Here is a 17740-nt window from a genome sequence, read left to right on the forward strand (position 1 = left end):
GGTCGTCGTGAGTACCGACAGCAGCGATCACGAGACCACCAAGCCCGTGCCACGCCGGACCTCGTCGACCGCCGGGGCCGCCGGTGCTCGTCAGAACTCGCCGAAATCCGGTCGCGGGAGCCGGACGACCAGGCAGGACGCGGCGTCGTCGTCGGAGGAGTCCGGTACGTCGCGGACCACGGCGCGGCGCGGCGCGGCTAAGACCGGCGCGGCGAAATCCGGCACCGCGAAGTCCACGGCGGCGAAGCCGACGGCGGCGAAGCCGACGGCGGCGAAGACCACCGCTGCGAAGTCCACTGCGGCGAAGAGCACCGCTGCCAAGTCCACGGCAGCCAAGACCACCGCAGCCGAATCCACGGCAGCCAAGACCGCGGCAGCCGAATCCACAACGGCCAAGCCGGCAGCGGCCGAATCCGGAGCGGCGAAGCCCACCACGACGAGGTCCGCCGCGGCGAAGTCCACGACGGCGAAGTCCACCGCGCGCAAGACCGCCACGGCGAAGTCCGCGCCGAACGCCGCGCAGCCGAGGACGTCTCGGACGCGCACCTCGAAGGCCGCCACCACCGCGGCAACGGCGAGCGCTCGGCGCAAGACCGCCGCCGCGGCTCCCGCGGAGACCGCTCCCCCGGCCCCGCCCGCGACGCCGAAACCGCCGGTGAACGGCGAAGGCGCCCGCGTGCCCGCCGCGCCGCCCGCGGTGACCCGCGCCGCGGCCAGCACGGACCTGCCCGACGACCGGTACCTCAACCGCGAGCTGTCCTGGCTGGACTTCAACGCCCGCGTGCTCGCCGTCGCCGAAGACCCCTCGCAGCCGGTGCTGGAACGCGCCAAGTTCCTGGCGATCTTCGCCTCCAACCTGGACGAGTTCTACATGGTCCGCGTCGCGGGCCTGAAGCGCCGCGAGGAGACCGGGCTCTCGGTGCGCAGCGCCGACGGGCTCACCCCGCACGAGCAGCTCGCCCGCATCGCCGCGCGCAACCAGGACCTCACCGAGAAGCTCGGCCGCACGTTCCTCGACGAGCTGGTGCCGGAGCTGGAGGCCAACGGCATCCGGATCATGCGCTGGCAGCAGCTCGGCGAGCCCGAGCAGCAGGTGCTGGGCCGCTACTTCGACGACCACATCTTCCCGGTGCTGACCCCGCTGGCCGTCGACCCGGCGCACCCGTTCCCGTACATCTCGGGGCTGTCGCTGAACCTCGCGGTCACCGTCAGCGACCCCGAAGAAGGCCTGCGCCGCTTCGCCCGCGTCAAGGTGCCGGACAACGTGCCCCGGCTGATCCGCGTGGAGCCCGACCGCGAGAACGAGCAGGCGACGTTCCTGCCGCTGGAAGAGCTCATCGCCGCGCACCTGGACAAGTTGTTCCCCGGCATGGACATCAGCGACCACCACATCTTCCGGGTCACCCGCAACGCGGACCTGGAAGTGGAGGAGGACCGCGACGAGGACCTGCTGCAGGCCATGGAGCGGGAACTGGCGCGCCGCCGGTTCGGCCCGCCGGTGCGCCTCGAAGTCACCGACACGATGAGCGAGACGATGCTGGAGCTCCTGCTGCGGGAGCTCGAAGTCGACGCGCACGACGTGGTCGAAGTGCCGGGCCTGCTGGACCTGTCCTGCCTGTTCCAGCTGGACAAGCTGCAACGCCCGGACCTGAAGAACCCGCCGTTCGTGCCCGCCACGCACCCGGCGTTCGCGGAAGGCCAGACGCCGAAGAGCATCTTCGCGACGCTGCGCGAGGGCGACGTGCTGGTGCACCACCCCTACGACGCGTTCTCCACCTCGGTGCAGCGGTTCATCGAGCAGGCCGCGGCCGATCCGCACGTGCTGGCGATCAAGCAGACGCTGTACCGCACCTCCGGCGACTCGCCGATCGTGAACGCGCTGATCGACGCCGCCGAAGCGGGCAAGCAGGTGGTGGCGCTGGTCGAGCTGAAGGCGAGGTTCGACGAGCAGGCCAACATCCAGTGGGCGCGCACGCTGGAACGCTCCGGCGTGCACGTGGTCTACGGCCTCGTGGGGTTGAAGACGCACTGCAAGACGGCGCTCGTGGTGCGCCAGGAAGGCTCCACGATCCGCCGCTACTGCCACCTGGGCACCGGCAACTACAACCCGAAGACGGCCCGCACCTACGAAGACCTGGGGCTGCTGACGGCCGCGCCCGAAGTCGGCGCGGACCTCACCGACCTGTTCAACGTGCTCACCGGCTACGCCCGGCACGGCACGTACCGGCGGATCCTGGTGTCCCCGCACGGCATCCGGCTCGGCATCGTGGAACGCATCGAGGCGGAAGCGGAACGCGCTCGCTCCGGGCTGCCGTGCGGGATCCGGATGAAGGTCAACTCGCTGGTCGACGAGCAGATCATCGACGCGCTGTACCGGGCTTCGCTGGCGGGCGTGCCGATCCGGATCGTGGTGCGCGGCATCTGCGCGCTGCAGGCCGGGGTGGACGGCCTCAGCGAGAACATCGAGGTGCGCTCCATCCTGGGGCGTTTCCTGGAGCACTCCCGGGTGTTCCACTTCGTCGGCATCGACGAGCGCTGGATCGGCAGCGCCGACATGATGCACCGCAACCTGGACCGCCGGATCGAGGCGCAGGTGCGGGTGGTCGACCCGAAGCTGACCGAACAGCTGGACGCGATGCTGGATTCGGCGCTGCACCCGTCCACGCGGTGCTGGGTGCTCAACGCCAAGGGCGATTGGGAGGCCTCCCCGCGCAGCGGCGAGCAGGTCCGCGACCACCAGGCGGAAATGCTGCGCCAGCACGGGGCGAAGGTGCAATGACCGCGGCGCACGAACCGGAGCAACCGATGACGACGAGCAGGCCGGTCACGATCCGGGCCGCGGGTGCGGTGCTGTGGCGCCCGGGCACCGACGGGGCGCCCGAGGTGGCCGTGGTGCACCGCCCGCGCTACGACGATTGGTCGCTGCCGAAGGGAAAACTCGATCCGGGTGAGACGGCTGCGCACGCCGCCGCGCGGGAAGTGCTGGAGGAGACCGGGTTCGGCTGCGTGCTCTCCGGCTTCCTGAGCCGGGTCCGCTACGAGGTGCCGGGGGCGGACGGCGGCACCGGCAAGCAGGTCGACTACTTCACCGCCCGCGCCGGCGACGGCCACTTCGAGGTCAACGACGAGGTCGACGAACTCGTGTGGACGGCGCTGCCCAAGGCCCGGGAACTGCTGAGCTACCGGCAGGACCGGCACGTCCTGGACGAGTTCGCGGCGCTGCCCGACGACCCGGTGACGCTGCTGCTGGTGCGGCACGCGAAAGCCGGGAAGCGGGCGGACTTCGACGGCGACGACACGCTGCGCCCGCTGTCCGGGGCCGGCCGCAGGCAGCGCGACGCACTGCACTCCTGGCTGCCGCTGTTCGGCCCGGAACGGGTCTACTCGGCGCCTCGGGTGCGCTGCGCGCAGACGGTGCAACCGCTGGCGACGGACCTCGGCATCGAAGTCGCCCCGGAGCCGCTGCTGTCCGAGGAGGGCTACCTGGAGGACCCGGCCGCGGCCGTGCACCGGCTGCTGCGGATCGCCGCGGGCGCGGGCACCGCGGTGGTGTGCAGCCAAGGCGGCGTGATCCCGGATCTGGTGGGCAGGCTGGTGGAATCCGCCGCGCTGCACCCGGCCGAACCGGGCGAGGCCCCCGGCGACGCGCCCGCGGTGGGCGACGCCGTCAGCGGGGACGTGGTCAGCGCCAAGGGCAGCGTGTGGACGTTGCGGTTCAGCCGGGACGTACACACGGGCAACGGCTCCGGCCCACTATTACGCCTGGTCTCGGCTGCTTACTTGGCTGATGCTTCTGCCGCTGGATGATTTGCTTTGGTGTCCGGGTAGCGGAACCTCAGTCGGTCTCTCGCTGCGGGATCTTTTTCCCAAGTGGCTCCGCCACGAGGGAAAAAGCTGTCCTCGCGAGAGACCGACTGAGAACCCGCCGGTGGTCGGCTTTTCGACGTGGGCTATTCGCTGCGCGAATACAGGCACGGCCTTCGGCCGCAATGCAGGCTTGCTTCGCCGCCCACTGCACGGCTTCGCCGCTGGGCACGGCCTTCGGCCGCAATGCAGGCGTGGCTTCGCCCGCCCACTGCACGGCTTCGCCGCAAAGGCACGGTCTTCGGCCGCCAGGCAGGCTTGCTTCGCCGCCCAGCTGCGCGGCTGGGGCTGGGGGTGGCTCGCCGTGGGGTGGTTTTGGGGTGGAACGGCGATGATCCCGGCCCGATCGCTGTTGCGATCGCACCGGGATCATCGGTGAGAACCGGCGGAGCACCTTGGATGGGGCACGGCCGCGGTGCCCGTGGCACGGGTACCGGGGCCGCCCGCCGCTCCGCCGCCGCGCGTGGCGCGGGTGACGCTGCGCCGTGTGCGGGGACGCCACCCGCGAACGCCTGCGAAGCTCGGCTCGCTCAGGCGGCGAGCGCTCACTTCTTGGCGGTCTTGCGCGTGGTCTTGCCCGCGGAGGCCTTGGCGGTCGAGGTCTGGGCGCCGGACGTCTTGGCCGCGGAGGTCTTCGCGGCAGAGGTCTTGGCGGTCGACTTCGAGGCGGTGGCCTTCGGCGCGGCCTTGGTGGTGGCGGCCTTCTTCGGCGCCGCCTTGGTGGCCGGAGCCTTGGTGGCCGTCGACTTGGCGGCCGTGGCCTTGCCGGTGGCGGCCTTGGAAGCGGTCGCCTTGGTCGCCGTCGCCTTGGTGCCGGTGGACTTGGCGGCGGTCGCCTTGCTGCCAGCAGCCGTCTTCGGGGCTGCCTTGGCGGCGGCCGGCTTCGCGCTGGACCGCGTGGTGGCGGCCTTCTTCGGCGCGGTCTTGGTGGCCGCGGCGGTCTTCGCCGTGCTCCGGGTGCCCGCCGCCTTGGTGGCGGGAGCCTTGGTCGCCGTGGCGGCGGACTTGGCCGTGGCGCGCCCGGTGCCCGCGGTCTTCGTCGCGGTGCTGCGGGTGCCCGCGGACTTGGTGCCCGCCGACTTCGCGGCAGTCGCGCGGGGCAGTTTCCGGCTGCCGCCCACGACTTCCTTGAACTGGGTGCCGGCGCGGAATGCCGGGACGTTGGTCTTCTTCACCTTGACGGCCTCGCCGGTGCGCGGGTTGCGCGCGGTGCGGGCGGCACGTGCGCGCTTCTCGAAGACACCGAAGCCGGTGATGTTGACCTTTTCGCCCTTGTTGACGTTGCGGACGATGAGGTCCACGACGCCCTCCACCGCCTGACTGGCGGTCTTCTTGTCGCCGAGGCGTTCCGCAAGTGCCTCGATGAGTTGGGCTTTGTTCACTTCAGTCCCTCCCAGGACAACAACGGCCCCGTCGGGCCGACTCAAAACCCACGGTAAAGCCCTGAGTTGCCGAATGCCATTCGCCACGCCCCATTTTTTCGTTGGGGCGTGGGGCTTTCGGCGGCTCAGGGCTCGTTTCGCCGGTTTCCCGGTTGGGTTGTGAACGCCGGCCGCGGAACCGATTTTCCCTGCGCAGCAAGGAGAAAAGGCTCCGCGGCCGATCCGGATCAGCCCGTGCGGGCGGGCAGCGTGGCCGGTTTGAAGGAAGGGCGGGTTTTCTCGTACGTGTCGATCGTCTCGGCGTGGCGCAGGGTCAAACCGATGTCGTCGAGCCCTTCCAGCAGCCGCCAACGGGTGTAGTCGTCGATGGCGAACGGCACGGTGAGGTCTTTCGCCTGCACGGTCCGCTCTTGCAGATCGACGGTCACCTGGGTGCCGGGCTCGTTCTCCAGCAGCTTCCAGAGCAGTTCCACATCGGACTGGGCGCACTCGGCGGCGAGCAGTCCCTGTTTGCCGGAGTTGCCGCGGAAGATGTCGGCGAACCGGGAGGAGATGACCACCCGGAAGCCGTAGTCCTTGAGCGCCCACACGGCGTGCTCGCGGGACGATCCGGTGCCGAAGTCGGGTCCGGCGACCAGCACGCTGCCGTCGCGGAAGGCGTCGTTGTTGAGGATGAAGTTCTCGTCGTTGCGCCACGCGGCGAACAACGCGTCCTCGAACCCGGTGCGCGCGACCCGCTTGAGGTACACGGCGGGGATGATCTGGTCAGTGTCCACGTTGGACCGCCGCAGCGGAACGCCGACGCCGGTGTGCTGGGTGAACGGTTCCATCGTTGCTCCTTTCGGGTCGGGCGGATCAGTCGAGGTCGTCGGGCGAGGACAAGGTGCCGCGCACCGCGGTGGCGGCGGCCACCAGCGGGGAGACCAGGTGGGTGCGGCCGCCTTTGCCCTGCCGTCCCTCGAAGTTCCGGTTCGAGGTCGACGCGCTGCGCTCACCGGGGGCGAGCTGGTCGGGGTTCATCCCGAGGCACATGGAGCAGCCCGCCGAACGCCATTCGGCGCCCGCGGCGGTGAAAACCTCGTTGAGCCCTTCGGACTCGGCCTGCAGCCGGACCTTCATCGAGCCGGGCACCACCAGCATCCGCACGTCCTGGGCCACCTTGCGCCCGCCCAGGACGGCCGCTGCGGCCCGCAGGTCCTCGATGCGGCCGTTGGTGCACGAACCGAGGAAGACGGTGTCCACGGCGACCTCGCGCAGCGGCGTGCCGCCTTCCAGGCCCATGTAGTCGAGCGCCTTTTCCACGGCGTAGCGCTCGGAGTCGTCGCCGATGGTCGCCGGGTCGGGGATGCGCTCCCCCAGCGGCAGGCCCTGCCCGGGGTTGGTGCCCCAGGTGACGAACGGGGTCAGCGAGTCGGCGTCGAGGGTGATCTCGGCGTCGAATTCGGCGTCCTCGTCGGTGCGCAGCGTCTTCCAGTACTCGACGGCGGCGTCCCAGTCCTCGCCTTCCGGCGCGTGCGGGCGGCCCTTGAGGTACTCGAAGGTCGTCTCGTCGGGGGCGATCATGCCGGCGCGGGCGCCTGCTTCGATCGACATGTTGCAGACCGTCATGCGGGATTCCATGGACAGCTGCCGGATCGCCTCGCCCCGGTACTCCAGGACGTAGCCCTGCCCGCCGCCGGTCCCGATCCGGGCGATGACGGCGAGGATGATGTCCTTGCTCGTCACGCCGGGCCGCAACGTGCCTTCGACGTTGATGGCCATGGTCTTGAAGGGGCGCAGCGGCAGCGTCTGGGTGGCCAGCACGTGCTCCACTTCGGAGGTGCCGATGCCGAACGCGAGCGCGCCGAACGCGCCGTGGGTGGAGGTGTGGCTGTCGCCGCACACCACCGTGGTGCCGGGCTGGGTGAGCCCCAGCTGCGGCCCCACCACGTGCACGATGCCCTGCTCGGCGTCGCCCATCGGGTGCAGGCGGATGCCGAATTCCTCGCAGTTGCGCCGCAAGGTGTCCACCTGGGTGCGCGACACCGGGTCGGCGATCGGCAGGTCGATGCCGGTGGTGGGCACGTTGTGGTCCTCGGTGGCGATCGTGAGGTCGGGGCGGCGGACCGGCCGGTCCGCCAGCCGCAGCCCTTCGAACGCCTGCGGGCTGGTGACTTCGTGCACGAGGTGGAGGTCGATGTAGAGCAGGTCCGGCTCATGACCTTCGCCTCGGCGCACGATGTGGCCGCTCCAGACCTTCTCCGCGAGCGTGTTGCCCATCGCTCCTCCCCATCGAGATGTGGTGGTCGCACCCCGGTTCCGGGGCACTGTCCCAAAGAGTGGACTTCTCAGATATCGAGAAGTTAGTATCGGTACGTGGGACAGCATAGCGGCATCGGAGTGTTGGACAAGGCAGTGGCCGTGTTGCAGGCCGTAGCGGGCGAACCGTGCGGCCTGACGGAGTTGTGCGGGCGCACGGGCCTGCCCAGGGCGACGGCGCACCGGCTCGCGGTGGGCCTGGAGGTGCACCGCTTGCTGCGCCGCGGCTCGGACGGGCGGTGGCGCCCCGGTGCCGCGCTGGCGGAACTGGCGGGCGGCGCGGTGGACCCCCTGCTGGAGGCGGCGTCGACGGTGCTGCCCAAATTGCGGGACATCACGGGCGAAAGCGTGCAGCTCTACCGCCGGGACGGCATGCAGCGCCTGTGCATCGCCTCCGCGGAACCCCCCAGCGGCCTGCGCGACACGGTCCCCGTCGGTTCCACCCTCCCGATGGTCGCGGGCTCCGGGGCGAAGGTCCTGGCGGCCTGGGCTGATCCCGCGACGCAGCGAGCGGTCCTGGCCGAAGCCGTCTTCGGCGAACGCACCCTCCTGGAGGTCAGGCGGCGCGGCTGGGCCCAGAGCGTCGCAGAACGCGAATCGGGCGTGGCGAGCGTCTCCGCCCCCGTCCGCGACTCCCAGGGCGGCGTAGTGGCCGCCATCTCCGTCTCAGGCCCCATAGACCGAATGGGCCGCCGCCCAGGAGCCCGCTGGGCAGCGGACCTACTAGCAGCAACAGAAGGCCTCCAAAACCGCCTCTGAAAGCTTGTCGGGGTCCGGTTGCTCTGGTGTCCGGGTGGCGGAACCTCAGCGTTCTTCTCGCTGCCGGATCTTTTTCCCGAGTGGCTCCGCCACGAGGGAAAAAGCCGTCCTCGCGAGAAGAACGCTGAGAACCCGCGGCGGTGCCGGTGGACATGGTGGTCACCGCTCAGCGGCTCCGCCGCTGACAAGACACGGACAGACCAAGGCCGAGACCAATGCCAAGGCCGGTAAGGCGCACGAACCACAAACCTCGAACACGATTAGGGCCCCGCTTCCCAAAGGAAACAGGGCCCTAATCTTTGTAGTCCCGACGGGATTCGAACCCGCGCCGCCGGCGTGAGAGGCCGGTGTCCTAGGCCGCTAGACGACGGGACCGCGCTACGACACAAAGCCTACACACCCCACCCACAACCCCCACACCCACCCCAAGAAACCCACTCCCCCACCAACACCAAGAACAAGAACAAGACCAAGACCAAGACCAAGAAGACACCAAACCCAAACCCCAAGGCCCAAGTCCCAAGGCCCAAACCCCCAGACCTGAGCCCCCACCCAAAGCACCAAACCCACTCAACCCCACCACCACGCAAAGCGCGAAGCGCGAGCCCCCTCCCGGCAAGCGCGAAGCGCGAGCCCCCAGCCCACCCACAAAACCGCCGGCAAACCCACACCCAGCACCACCGCACCGTGGGGGCCCGGGGGGTCACCCCCCGGAAAGCGAGGAAAAACGGAAAAGCGCCCACCCCAAAGGGGTGGGCGCTGAACACACTTCTGTAGCCCCGACGGGATTCGAACCCGCGCCGCCGGCGTGAGAGGCCGGTGTCCTAGGCCGCTAGACGACGGGGCCCTAGAACGAACGATCATTGCTGATCGTTCCGCTGGGGTACCAGGACTCGAACCTAGACTAACTGAACCAGAATCAGTCGTGCTGCCGATTACACCATACCCCATCGGCTTCGGCTTTCAGCGATCCTCTTCCGGGCTTCTGGAGGAAGTCCGACTCGGTGTCGCTGTCTGCCTGCTGATGAAAATAGTAGAGCATGGCCCGCGAGGCCGTGACAGCACCCCCCTCTTTTGCCGATTTCCCTGGTGGGGGCGGGTTTCGGGAGTGCTGTCGCGGATGGACGCCGCCGGTTCGCGGGCCGGGCTCGATCAGCGGGTCAGCGCGCCGATGCGCGTGGTCTCGCGCGGTGCCGGATCACCGGGGGCGTGCTGGGCGGGGATCTCGGGGGCGAACGGCAGGTCGCAGACGAGGAGCTCGGGGAGCTCGGCGAGGCTGGTGATCATCGAAACGCCGTCGGGCGGCGCATGTTCTGTCCCGCTGCGGTTGAGCCAGACGCCGTGCAGGCCCGCGTCGGCGGCGCCGAGGGCGTCGGTGTCGAGCCGGTCGCCGACGTGCACGACTTCGTGCGGGGCCGCGTCGAGGGATTCGCAGGCGGCGTGGAAGATCCGCGGATCCGGTTTGGCGACGCCGAGTTCACCGGAGATGAGCATGCTGTCGAAGGCGCCGGCCAGTCCGGTGTGGCTGATCTTCTTGCGCTGGTAGGCGCTGGGCGCGTTGGTGATGACGGCCAGTTGCAGGCCGCTGGCGCGCATCCATTCGAGGCAGGGCAGGGCGTCGTCGAACAGCCGCCAGGCGGCTTGCATGGCGGCCATCCGGTAGTCCTCGCGGGCGGCGGCTTCGGCGTCGCTGATCTGCTCGCCGAAGGCGGCGAAGAAGGCGCGGGTCCGTTCGACGCACATGGTGGCGAAGTCGACTTCACCGGCCACGTACCGCTCGTAGTGGTCTTCGGTGGTGTGGCGCCACACGGGCCAGGCGGCGTCGTTGCCGATGAGGGCGCGCAGGCCGAGGCGGGAGGAGGCGGCGTTGTCGAGCAGGGTGTCGTCGATGTCCAGGCACACGGCTTTGATGCGGCCGGGTTCAGGCGTGGTCGGGGGGTGCGGCGCGGATGTCACCCCGAGAGGCTAGGGGTTCACCGGCGGTGTCCGCCTCGTCCAAGACGGTGACAGTCGTTGGCCTGACACGGTTTAGTCGAAGTACCAGTACCGGGTGACGTCCACTGGGGACATCACCCGGTCGCTGGAATCGTGCTGCTGATCAGACCAGCGCGCGGCGGAGCCGGTTCAGCGAGACCTCGCGGCCGAGCAGTTCCATGGATTCGTACAGCGGCGGCGAAACGGTGCGGCCGGTGACGGCGACCCGCACGGGTGCGAAGGCCTTGCGCGGTTTGATGCCGAGTCCGTCCACGACGGACTCCCTCAGCGCCGTCTCGATGGCTTCGGTGGTCCATTCGGGAAGCGCGTCGAGCGCCCCGATGGCGGCGTCGAGCACGGGCCGGGCGTCGTCGCCGAGGGCCTTGGCCGCGGAGGCCTCTTCGGGCTCGAAGTTCTCGCCCGCGAACAGGAATCGCATCATGCCGACGGCGTCGGAGAGCACGATGAGCCGTTCCTGCACGAGCGGCGCGGCGGCCCGCACCGTTTCGAGCTGCTGCTCGGTCGGTTCGGCGTCGAGCACTCCGCCGTCGACGAGGTAGGGCACGACGCGCTGCACGAAGTCGTCCGGGGCGAGCGCCCGCAGGTGCGCGGAGTTGATCGCGTCGGCCTTCTTCTGGTCGAACCGGGCGGGGTTGCCGCTGACCCGGCTGATGTCGAAGGCCTCGACCATCTCGTCGAGGTTGAACACGTCGCGGTCGTCGGCGATGGACCAGCCGAGCAGCGCGAGGTAGTTGAGCAGTCCCTCGGGCAGGAATCCGCGGTCGCGGTGGTGGAACAGGTTCGACGCGGGGTCGCGCTTGGAGAGCTTCTTGTTGCCTTCGCCCATGACGAACGGCAGGTGCCCGAACTCGGGGACGAAGTCGGTGACGCCGATGCGCTGCAGCGCTTCGTAGAGCGCGATCTGGCGCGGTGTCGACGACAGCAGGTCTTCGCCGCGCAGCACGTGCGTGATGCGCATGAGCGCGTCGTCGACGGGGTTGGTGAGCGTGTAGAGCGCGTCGCCGCTGCCGCGGACCAGCACCGGGTCGGGCACCGTGCCCGCGCGGAAGGTGATCTCGCCGCGGACGAGGTCGGTGAAGGTGATGTCGTGGTCCGGCATCCGCAGCCGCAGCACCGGGGTGCGGCCTTCGGCGCGGTGGGCGGTCTTCTGCTCGTCGGTGAGGTCGCGGTCGAAGTTGTCGTAGCCGAGCTTGGGGTCGCGGCCCGCGGCCTTGTGCCGGGCTTCGACCTCTTCCGGCGAGGAGAACGCCTCGTAGAGCTCACCGGCGTCGAGCAGGCGCCGCGCGATGTCCGCGTAGACGTCCTTGCGCTCGCTCTGCCGGTACGGCCCGTAGGGGCCGCCGACTTCGGGACCTTCGTCCCAGTCGAGTCCCAGCCAGCGCAGCGCGTCGAGCAGCGCGTCGTAGGACTCCTGGCTGTCCCGGCTGGCGTCGGTGTCCTCGATGCGGAACACCAAGGTGCCTTCGTGGTGCCGGGCGAAGGCCCAGTTGAACAGGGCGGTGCGGATGAGCCCGACGTGCGGTGTGCCGGTCGGTGACGGGCAGAACCGGGCGCGGACGGTTCCGGGCGCTGGTGTGGCGAACTCTGGCGTGCTCATGACCGGTCCACCCTATCCGGCGAGGTTCGGCGCTTGACCAGCGACTCCGGGAGGAGCACCCTGAGATTATTCAACGCCCGTTGAATATCAATCTCGGAGTTCACCGGTGTGCGGCGCCGGATAGGAGTGATCGCAATGGAGCGCACGACTTGCTGCATCATCGGCGGCGGCCCCGCAGGCATGGTCCTGGGTCTGCTGCTGGCCCGCTCCGGAGTGCGGGTCACCGTGCTGGAGAAGCACGGCGACTTCCTCCGCGACTTCCGCGGCGACACCGTGCACCCGACGACCTTGCAGCTCATGGACGACCTGGGCCTGGCGGAGCGGTTCGCGGAGCTGCCGCAGCGCCGGGTGGACATCGTCCAGCTGCCCGTCGGCCGGGACGGCGATTTCCTGACCATCGGCGACTTCCGGCTGCTGCCGATCAAGTACCCCTACATCGCGCTGGTCCCGCAGTGGGACCTGCTGGACCTGCTCGCCGACGAGGCGAAGCAGGAGAGCGACTTCTCCCTCCGGATGCAGACCGAGGTCACCGAGCTGATCCGGGAAGGCGGCCGGGTCAACGGCGTGCGCTACCGCGACGCCGACGGCGGCACCGGGGAACTGCGCGCCGACATCACGATCGCCTGCGACGGGCGGGATTCGCTCGCCCGTCGGCTGCCGGAGCTCCGCCTGCGCGACTTCCCCACCCCGATGGACGTGCGCTGGTTCCGGGTGCCGCGCAAGGAGGACGACCCGGCCGGGCTGATCGGGCTGGTCCGCGACCGCACGTTCACCGCGCTGATCGACCGCGGCGACTACTACCAGACGGCGTCGATCATCGAGAAGGATTCCGACGCGGCCGGCAGGTCCCGGCCGATCGAGGAGTTCAACCAGCGGCTGCGGCACCTCGTGCCGTGGTTCGACGACGGTCGCGAGCTGGTCGACACGTGGGAGGACGTGAAGCTGCTGCACGTCACCCTCGACCGGTTGAACAAGTGGCACGTGCCCGGCCTGCTGTGCATCGGGGACGCGGCGCACGCGATGTCACCGGTGGGCGGCATCGGCATCAACCTGGCCGTGCAGGACGCGGTGGCCGCCGCCCGCCACCTCGCGGCTCCGCTGCGGGAAGGCCGGTTGCGCCGCAGGCACGTGGCGGCGATCCAGCGCAGGCGCTGGCCCACGACGCTGCTGATCCAGGGATTGCAGAAGGTGTTGCACCGCAACGCGGTCGAGCCCGGCCTGCGCGGCGAGATCGACTTCGGGGACCGGACCCGGCTGCCGCGCCCGATTCGGATGATCACGCGATTGCCGCTGCTGCGCATGTTCCCGCCCTACATCCTGGCCTACGGCGCACTACGCGAACGGCCTCCGCGTGAGGCTGTGCGGGGGTAGTCGGGCTCTTCTTGCTCTGGTGGGCGGGTAGCGGAACCTCAGTCGCCTTCTCGCTGCGGGATCTTTTTCCCGAGTGGCTCCGCCACGAGGGAAAAAGCCGTCCTCGCGAGAAGACGACTGAGAACCGGCCGGTGGTCGGCATTGGGACGTGGGCTATTCGCTTCGCGAATACAGGCACGGCCTTCGGCCGCAACGCAAGCCGGCTTCGCCGCCCAAGGCACGGCCCTTCGGCCGCCAGGCACGGCTTCGCCGCAGGGCAGGCGTGGCTTCGCCCGCCCACTGGACGGCCTTCGGCCGTGGCGGGGCTGCTACTGGACGGGGTTGGTGAGGGTGCCCAGGCCGTCGATGGAGACCGAGACGCTCTGGCCCGACTTCACCGGGCCGACGCCGGCGGGCGTGCCGGTGAGGATCACGTCGCCGGGCAGCAGTGTCATGATGCGGGACACCCACGACACGAGACCGGCGACGTCGTGCAGCATCAGCGACGTCCGCGACTGCTGCTTGAGCTCGCCGTCGAGCTCGGTGCGCAGGCCCAGATCCGCCGGGTCGACGGAGGTGTCGATCCACGGGCCCAGCGGGCAGAACGTGTCGTAGCCCTTCGCCCGCGTCCACTGCCCGTCGGCCTGCTGCTGGTCCCTCGCGGTGACGTCGTTGGCGATCGTGTAGCCCAGGACCACGTCGAGCCCGCGCGCCTCCGGAACGTCCTTGCAGGGCTGGCCGATGACGGCCGCGAGCTCGCCCTCGTAGTCCACCCGCTCCGAGTTCGGCGGCAGCTTGATCGGCGCGTTCGGGCTCGTCACCGAAGTGGACGGCTTCATGAAGATGACCGGGTTCGCCGGTGCCTCACCGCCCATCTCCTTCGCGTGGTCCGCGTAGTTCTTGCCGACGCAGACGACCTTGCTGGGCAGGATCGGCGCGAGCAGCCGGACGTCGGCCATCGGCCACTTGCGCCCGGTGAAGGTGGGGTCGCCGAACGGGTGCTGGTCGATCTCGATGGCCAGCACCTTCTCCTGCGGCGCGGACGGATCGGGTTCCAGCGCGACGAACGACACCCCGTCGGAGTGGGCGACTCGGGCCAGGCGCACGGCGGACCTCTTTTCGTTCCCGGTTGCTTCGTACTCGGCTCGCTCGTGCTGGGACGAGGCGAACCGTCCCAGCCTATGCGGTGTCGTCGCCGGTGCCGCCGCCGCCCGAAACGGCCCTCACCGCGGACCGGCGATCGCGTTGTGCCGCAAGGCCTTGTAGGCGAGCGCGTCGCACAGGGCCAGCCAGCTCGCCTCCACGATGCTGCCGTGCACGCCCACCGTGGTCCACTCGTCGGTGCCGTCGCGGGATTCGACCAGCACCCGCGTCACCGCGTCGGTGCCGGAGGCGTCGGTGAGGATGCGGACCTTGTAGTCCACCAGCTCCACCGAATCCAGCCACGGCAACCGCCCCACGAGCGCTTCGCGCAGCGCGGCGTCCAGCGCGTTCACCGGCCCGTTGCCCTCGGCGGTGGCGATCACCCGGCTCCCGTCCACGTGCACCTTCACCGTCGCCTCCGACACGACCGTCCCGTCCGGGCGGTGGTCGAGCACCACCCGGTAGGACTCCAGGTCGAACGGCGCGTCGGGCTCCCCCGCGTCCTGCTCGCCCGCGGCGGTGAGCTCGCGGCGCAGCAGCAGCTCCAGCGAGGCGTCGGAGGCTTCGAAGGACCAGCCGCGCGCCTCCAGCTCCTTGACCTTGCGCACCGCCGTGCCGACGGCCTCCGGCGACTCCGTGAGGTCCAGGCCGAGCTCGGCGCCCTTGAGCTCGAGGCTCGCCCGCCCGGCCATCTCGGTGACCAGCACGCGCATCGTGTTGCCCACGACGGCCGGGTCGAGGTGGTTGTAGAGCTCGGGATCCACTTTGATCGCGCTGGCGTGCAGCCCCGCCTTGTGCGCGAACGTCGACGAGCCCACGTAGGCCTGGTGGGTGTCGGGTGCGAGGTTCGCGATCTCGGTGAGCGCGTGCGAGACGCGGGTGAGCTCCCCGATGCCGCCGTCGGGCAGCACCGGCATGTCCAGCTTCGTCGCGAGGTTTCCGAGCACCGCGAACAGGTCGGCGTTGCCCGCGCGTTCCCCGTAGCCGTTCGCGGTGCACTGCACGTGGGTGGCGCCCGCCTGCACCGCCGCCACCGAGTTCGCCACCGCGCAGGCGGTGTCGTCCTGGCAGTGGATGCCGACGCGGAACCCGGTGCGCGCGACGACCTCCCGCACGGTGTCGGCGAGCCCGGTGGGCAGCTGCCCGCCGTTGGTGTCGCAGAGCACGGCCACGTCGGCTCCGGCGGTCACCGCGGCCTCCAGCACCCGCAGCGCGCAGTCCGGGTCGTGGGCGTAGCCGTCGAAGAAGTGCTCGGCGTCGACGAACACCCGGCGGCCCTCCCCGACCAGGTAGCGCACCGTGTCGGCGACCATGGCGCGGTTCTCCTCGACGGTGGTGCGCAGCGCGCGCTCGATGTGCCTGCGGTCGGACTTGGCCACGAGCGTGACGACCGGGGCACCGGAGTCGACCAGCGCCCGCACCTGCGGGTCCTCGTGCGCCTGCGCGCCCGCCCGGCGGGTCGCGCCGAAGGCGACGAGCGCCGCGTGGCGCAGCTCCAGCTCACCGGCGGCGGCGCGGGCGAAGAACTCGGTGTCCTTCGGCAGCGCGCCGGGCCAGCCGCCTTCGATGAAGCCGACGCCGAGGGAGTCCAGCAGCCGGGCGACCGCGATCTTGTCGGGAACCGAGTAGGAGATCCCTTCCCGCTGGGCGCCGTCGCGCAGCGTGGTGTCGTAGACGTGGAAGTCGTCGCCCAGAGGGGTTCCGGCCGGGGTCGTGCGAGTCACTGGATCTCTCCTGTCGGCTTCGATGGCGATGCCTTCGCGGGGCGGTCGGCGATCGTCACCACGCTGCGTGGCGGGGTTTTCCGGGCACAAAAAAGACCCCCCGCGAAATTGCGAGAGGTCTGCGCGCCGGGGGTGCGGAGTCGTCACCCGGCGCGCGGTCCAATAATGATCATGGTGTTGAAGGCCACGACCGCATGCTGCCACAACCCGGCCGGCCGCCACCACCTGGGCGGACCGCCCCCGATCCGGACGACTCCGGCCGCGCGCCCAGGCGAACGAGCGGATCTCCGTTGGTCGTCCTGCCGGCGGCGAAGCCGCTGAGGTTCCACCACGCGGGCACCCGCGCAGGCCGATCGAGGCCTCACCACGACGCAGAACGGGCGCCTCCCCGAAGGGAAGGCGCCCGCCGTGCGTGCGTGGATCAGGCCTGCTGGGCCACCTCGCGGGAGGACACCAGCGCCGCCAGCCGGTCGCCGACGGCGAAGGTCGCCCCCGGCGCCGAGTGGTCGCGCGTCGCCAGATCGAAGGCCACGGAGGCCTCCACCCGGCGCGCCGCCTCGGTCTGCCCGACGTGGTCGAGCAGCAGCGCCACCGACAGCACCGCGGCCGTCGGGTCCGCCGACCCGTGCCCGGCGATGTCCGGCGCGCTGCCGTGCACCGGCTCGAACATGCTCGGGTTGCGGCGGGTGGCGTCGATGTTGCCGCTCGCCGCCAGCCCGATGCCGCCGGTCACCGCGCCCGCCAGGTCGGTGATGATGTCGCCGAACAGGTTGTCCGTGACGATCACGTCGAACCGGCTCGGGTCGGTCACCAGGTGGATCGTGGTGGCGTCCACGTGCTGGTAGGCCACCGTCACGTCGGGGTGCTGCAGCGAGACCTCTTCGACCACGCGGGACCACAAGGAACCGGCGTGCGTGAGCACGTTGGTCTTGTGCACCAGCGTGAGGTGCTTGCGCGGCCGGGATGCGGCGCGGGCGAACGCGTCCCGCACGACCCGCTCCACGCCGAACGCCGTGTTGAGGCTGACCTCGGTGGCGATCTCGTGCGTGGTGTCCTTGCGCAGCAGACCGCCGTTGCCCGCGTAGGGGCCCTCGGTGCCTTCGCGCACCACCACCATGTCGATCTCGCCCGGGTCGTTGACCGGGCTCTTCACGCCCGGGTACAGCCGAGCGGGACGGAGATTGACGTGGTGGTCGAGCTCGAAGCGCAGCCGCAGCAGCAGCCCCCGCTCCAGGATCCCGCTGGGCACCGAGGGGTCGCCGACCGCACCGAGCAGGATCGCGTCGTGCTGGCGCAATTCGGTGAGCACCGATTCCGGTAGCAGCTCACCGGTCGCGTGCCAGCGCGCGGCTCCCAGGTCGTATCGAGTGATCTCGGTATCGGGAACGACCTCACCGAGCACCTTCAGCGCCTCGGCCACTACCTCCGGCCCGATCCCGTCACCGGGGATCACAGCGAGCCGCATGTACACACCTCCCGACTACCACCCCGAACCGCGGGGCTAGAACTGTTGCGCCGAAGGCTACCGGCAAGGCCACGCAGGCAGGCACGCCGGACCCACCAAGTGGTCGAGGCTTCCCGATTGGCGGGACACCCGATCGGGTGACGCAGGTGAGCCGGGTCGCGAA

Annotated in this window: 11 protein-coding genes, 3 tRNA genes and 1 pseudogene; 4 read left to right on the plus strand and 11 right to left on the minus strand. The window is 70.2% G+C overall.

The window, feature by feature from the left end:
- Positions 1-541 precede the first annotated feature (541 nt).
- Both BJ969_RS22725 and BJ969_RS22730 read left to right on the plus strand, forming a co-directional pair.
- A pseudogene (locus BJ969_RS22725) lies at positions 542-2779 on the plus strand (RNA degradosome polyphosphate kinase); the annotation flags it as partial.
- Positions 2776-3807 (plus strand): NUDIX hydrolase, encoded by a 1032-nt coding sequence (locus BJ969_RS22730; protein ID WP_184481885.1) that lies wholly within the window; start codon positions 2776-2778, stop codon positions 3805-3807. The pseudogene BJ969_RS22725 and the gene BJ969_RS22730, both read left to right, overlap by 4 nt.
- Before the next feature lie 602 nt (positions 3808-4409).
- Here the strand turns inward: BJ969_RS22730 and BJ969_RS22735 are convergent.
- The 3 genes from BJ969_RS22735 to leuC form a co-directional block, all read right to left on the minus strand.
- Positions 4410-5246 carry an HU family DNA-binding protein gene (locus BJ969_RS22735; protein ID WP_184481887.1) on the minus strand — a complete coding sequence of 279 codons (837 nt, stop codon included), beginning with the start codon at positions 5244-5246 and terminating at the stop codon, positions 4410-4412.
- 227 nt (positions 5247-5473) lie between these two features.
- Entirely contained in the window at positions 5474-6076 is a 603-nt protein-coding gene (gene leuD / locus BJ969_RS22740; RefSeq protein WP_184481889.1) for a 3-isopropylmalate dehydratase small subunit, read from the minus strand.
- A 25-nt stretch (positions 6077-6101) separates the two neighbouring features.
- Positions 6102-7505: a 3-isopropylmalate dehydratase large subunit gene (leuC, locus tag BJ969_RS22745; RefSeq protein WP_184481891.1), complete on the minus strand. Its 1404-nt coding sequence runs from the start codon at positions 7503-7505 to the stop codon at positions 6102-6104.
- Positions 7506-7601: 96 nt separating this feature from the next.
- On the opposite strand from leuC, the gene BJ969_RS22750 reads away from it, so the two are divergent.
- Positions 7602-8303, plus strand: a complete 702-nt coding sequence (locus tag BJ969_RS22750) for an IclR family transcriptional regulator (RefSeq protein ID WP_184481893.1) — start codon at positions 7602-7604, stop codon at positions 8301-8303.
- 302 nt (positions 8304-8605) lie between these two features.
- Here BJ969_RS22750 and BJ969_RS22755 read toward each other — a convergent pair.
- The 5 genes from BJ969_RS22755 to gltX all read right to left on the minus strand — a co-directional run bounded on the left by BJ969_RS22755 (position 8606) and on the right by gltX (position 11895).
- A tRNA-Glu gene (locus tag BJ969_RS22755) sits at positions 8606-8678 on the minus strand.
- Positions 8679-9077: 399 nt separating this feature from the next.
- Positions 9078-9150 (minus strand) — tRNA-Glu (locus BJ969_RS22760).
- Positions 9151-9181: 31 nt separating this feature from the next.
- A tRNA-Gln gene (locus BJ969_RS22765) sits at positions 9182-9253 on the minus strand.
- Between the two features lie 202 nt (positions 9254-9455).
- Complete coding sequence (locus tag BJ969_RS22770) at positions 9456-10259, minus strand: HAD family hydrolase (protein ID WP_343071553.1); 804 nt, start codon at positions 10257-10259, stop codon at positions 9456-9458.
- Between the two features lie 142 nt (positions 10260-10401).
- The gene (gltX, locus tag BJ969_RS22775; protein WP_184481895.1) at positions 10402-11895 is read right to left on the minus strand and encodes a glutamate--tRNA ligase; all 1494 of its coding nucleotides are present in this window, start codon (positions 11893-11895) and stop codon (positions 10402-10404) included.
- Positions 11896-12030: 135 nt separating this feature from the next.
- On the opposite strand from gltX, the gene BJ969_RS22780 reads away from it, so the two are divergent.
- Complete coding sequence (locus tag BJ969_RS22780; protein WP_184481897.1) at positions 12031-13266, plus strand: FAD-dependent oxidoreductase; 1236 nt, start codon at positions 12031-12033, stop codon at positions 13264-13266.
- Positions 13267-13574: 308 nt separating this feature from the next.
- Here BJ969_RS22780 and BJ969_RS22785 read toward each other — a convergent pair whose 3' ends face one another.
- The 3 genes from BJ969_RS22785 to BJ969_RS22795 form a co-directional block, all read right to left on the minus strand.
- Positions 13575-14351 (minus strand): fumarylacetoacetate hydrolase family protein, encoded by a 777-nt coding sequence (locus tag BJ969_RS22785; RefSeq protein WP_184481899.1) that lies wholly within the window; start codon positions 14349-14351, stop codon positions 13575-13577.
- A 117-nt stretch (positions 14352-14468) separates the two neighbouring features.
- Positions 14469-16112, minus strand: coding sequence for a citramalate synthase (gene cimA, locus BJ969_RS22790; RefSeq protein WP_184481901.1), 1644 nt, complete (start codon positions 16110-16112; stop codon positions 14469-14471).
- A 421-nt stretch (positions 16113-16533) separates the two neighbouring features.
- Positions 16534-17577, minus strand: coding sequence for a 3-isopropylmalate dehydrogenase (locus tag BJ969_RS22795; protein WP_184481903.1), 1044 nt, complete (start codon positions 17575-17577; stop codon positions 16534-16536).
- Positions 17578-17740: the final 163 nt, after the last annotated feature.

This window comes from Saccharopolyspora gloriosae, from assembly GCF_014203325.1.
Taxonomy (GTDB): Bacteria; Actinomycetota; Actinomycetes; order Mycobacteriales; family Pseudonocardiaceae; genus Saccharopolyspora_C; species Saccharopolyspora_C gloriosae.

Coding starts and splice junctions, on each gene's coding strand:
- gltX (WP_184481895.1), bottom strand. CDS start 11,895: ATGAGCACGCCAGAGTTCGCCACACCAGCGCCCGGAACCGTCCGCGCC.
- BJ969_RS22780 (WP_184481897.1), top strand. CDS start 12,031: ATGGAGCGCACGACTTGCTGCATCATCGGCGGCGGCCCCGCAGGCATG.
- BJ969_RS22730 (WP_184481885.1), top strand. CDS start 2,776: ATGACCGCGGCGCACGAACCGGAGCAACCGATGACGACGAGCAGGCCG.
- leuD (WP_184481889.1), bottom strand. CDS start 6,076: ATGGAACCGTTCACCCAGCACACCGGCGTCGGCGTTCCGCTGCGGCGG.
- leuC (WP_184481891.1), bottom strand. CDS start 7,505: ATGGGCAACACGCTCGCGGAGAAGGTCTGGAGCGGCCACATCGTGCGC.
- BJ969_RS22795 (WP_184481903.1), bottom strand. CDS start 17,577: ATGCGGCTCGCTGTGATCCCCGGTGACGGGATCGGGCCGGAGGTAGTG.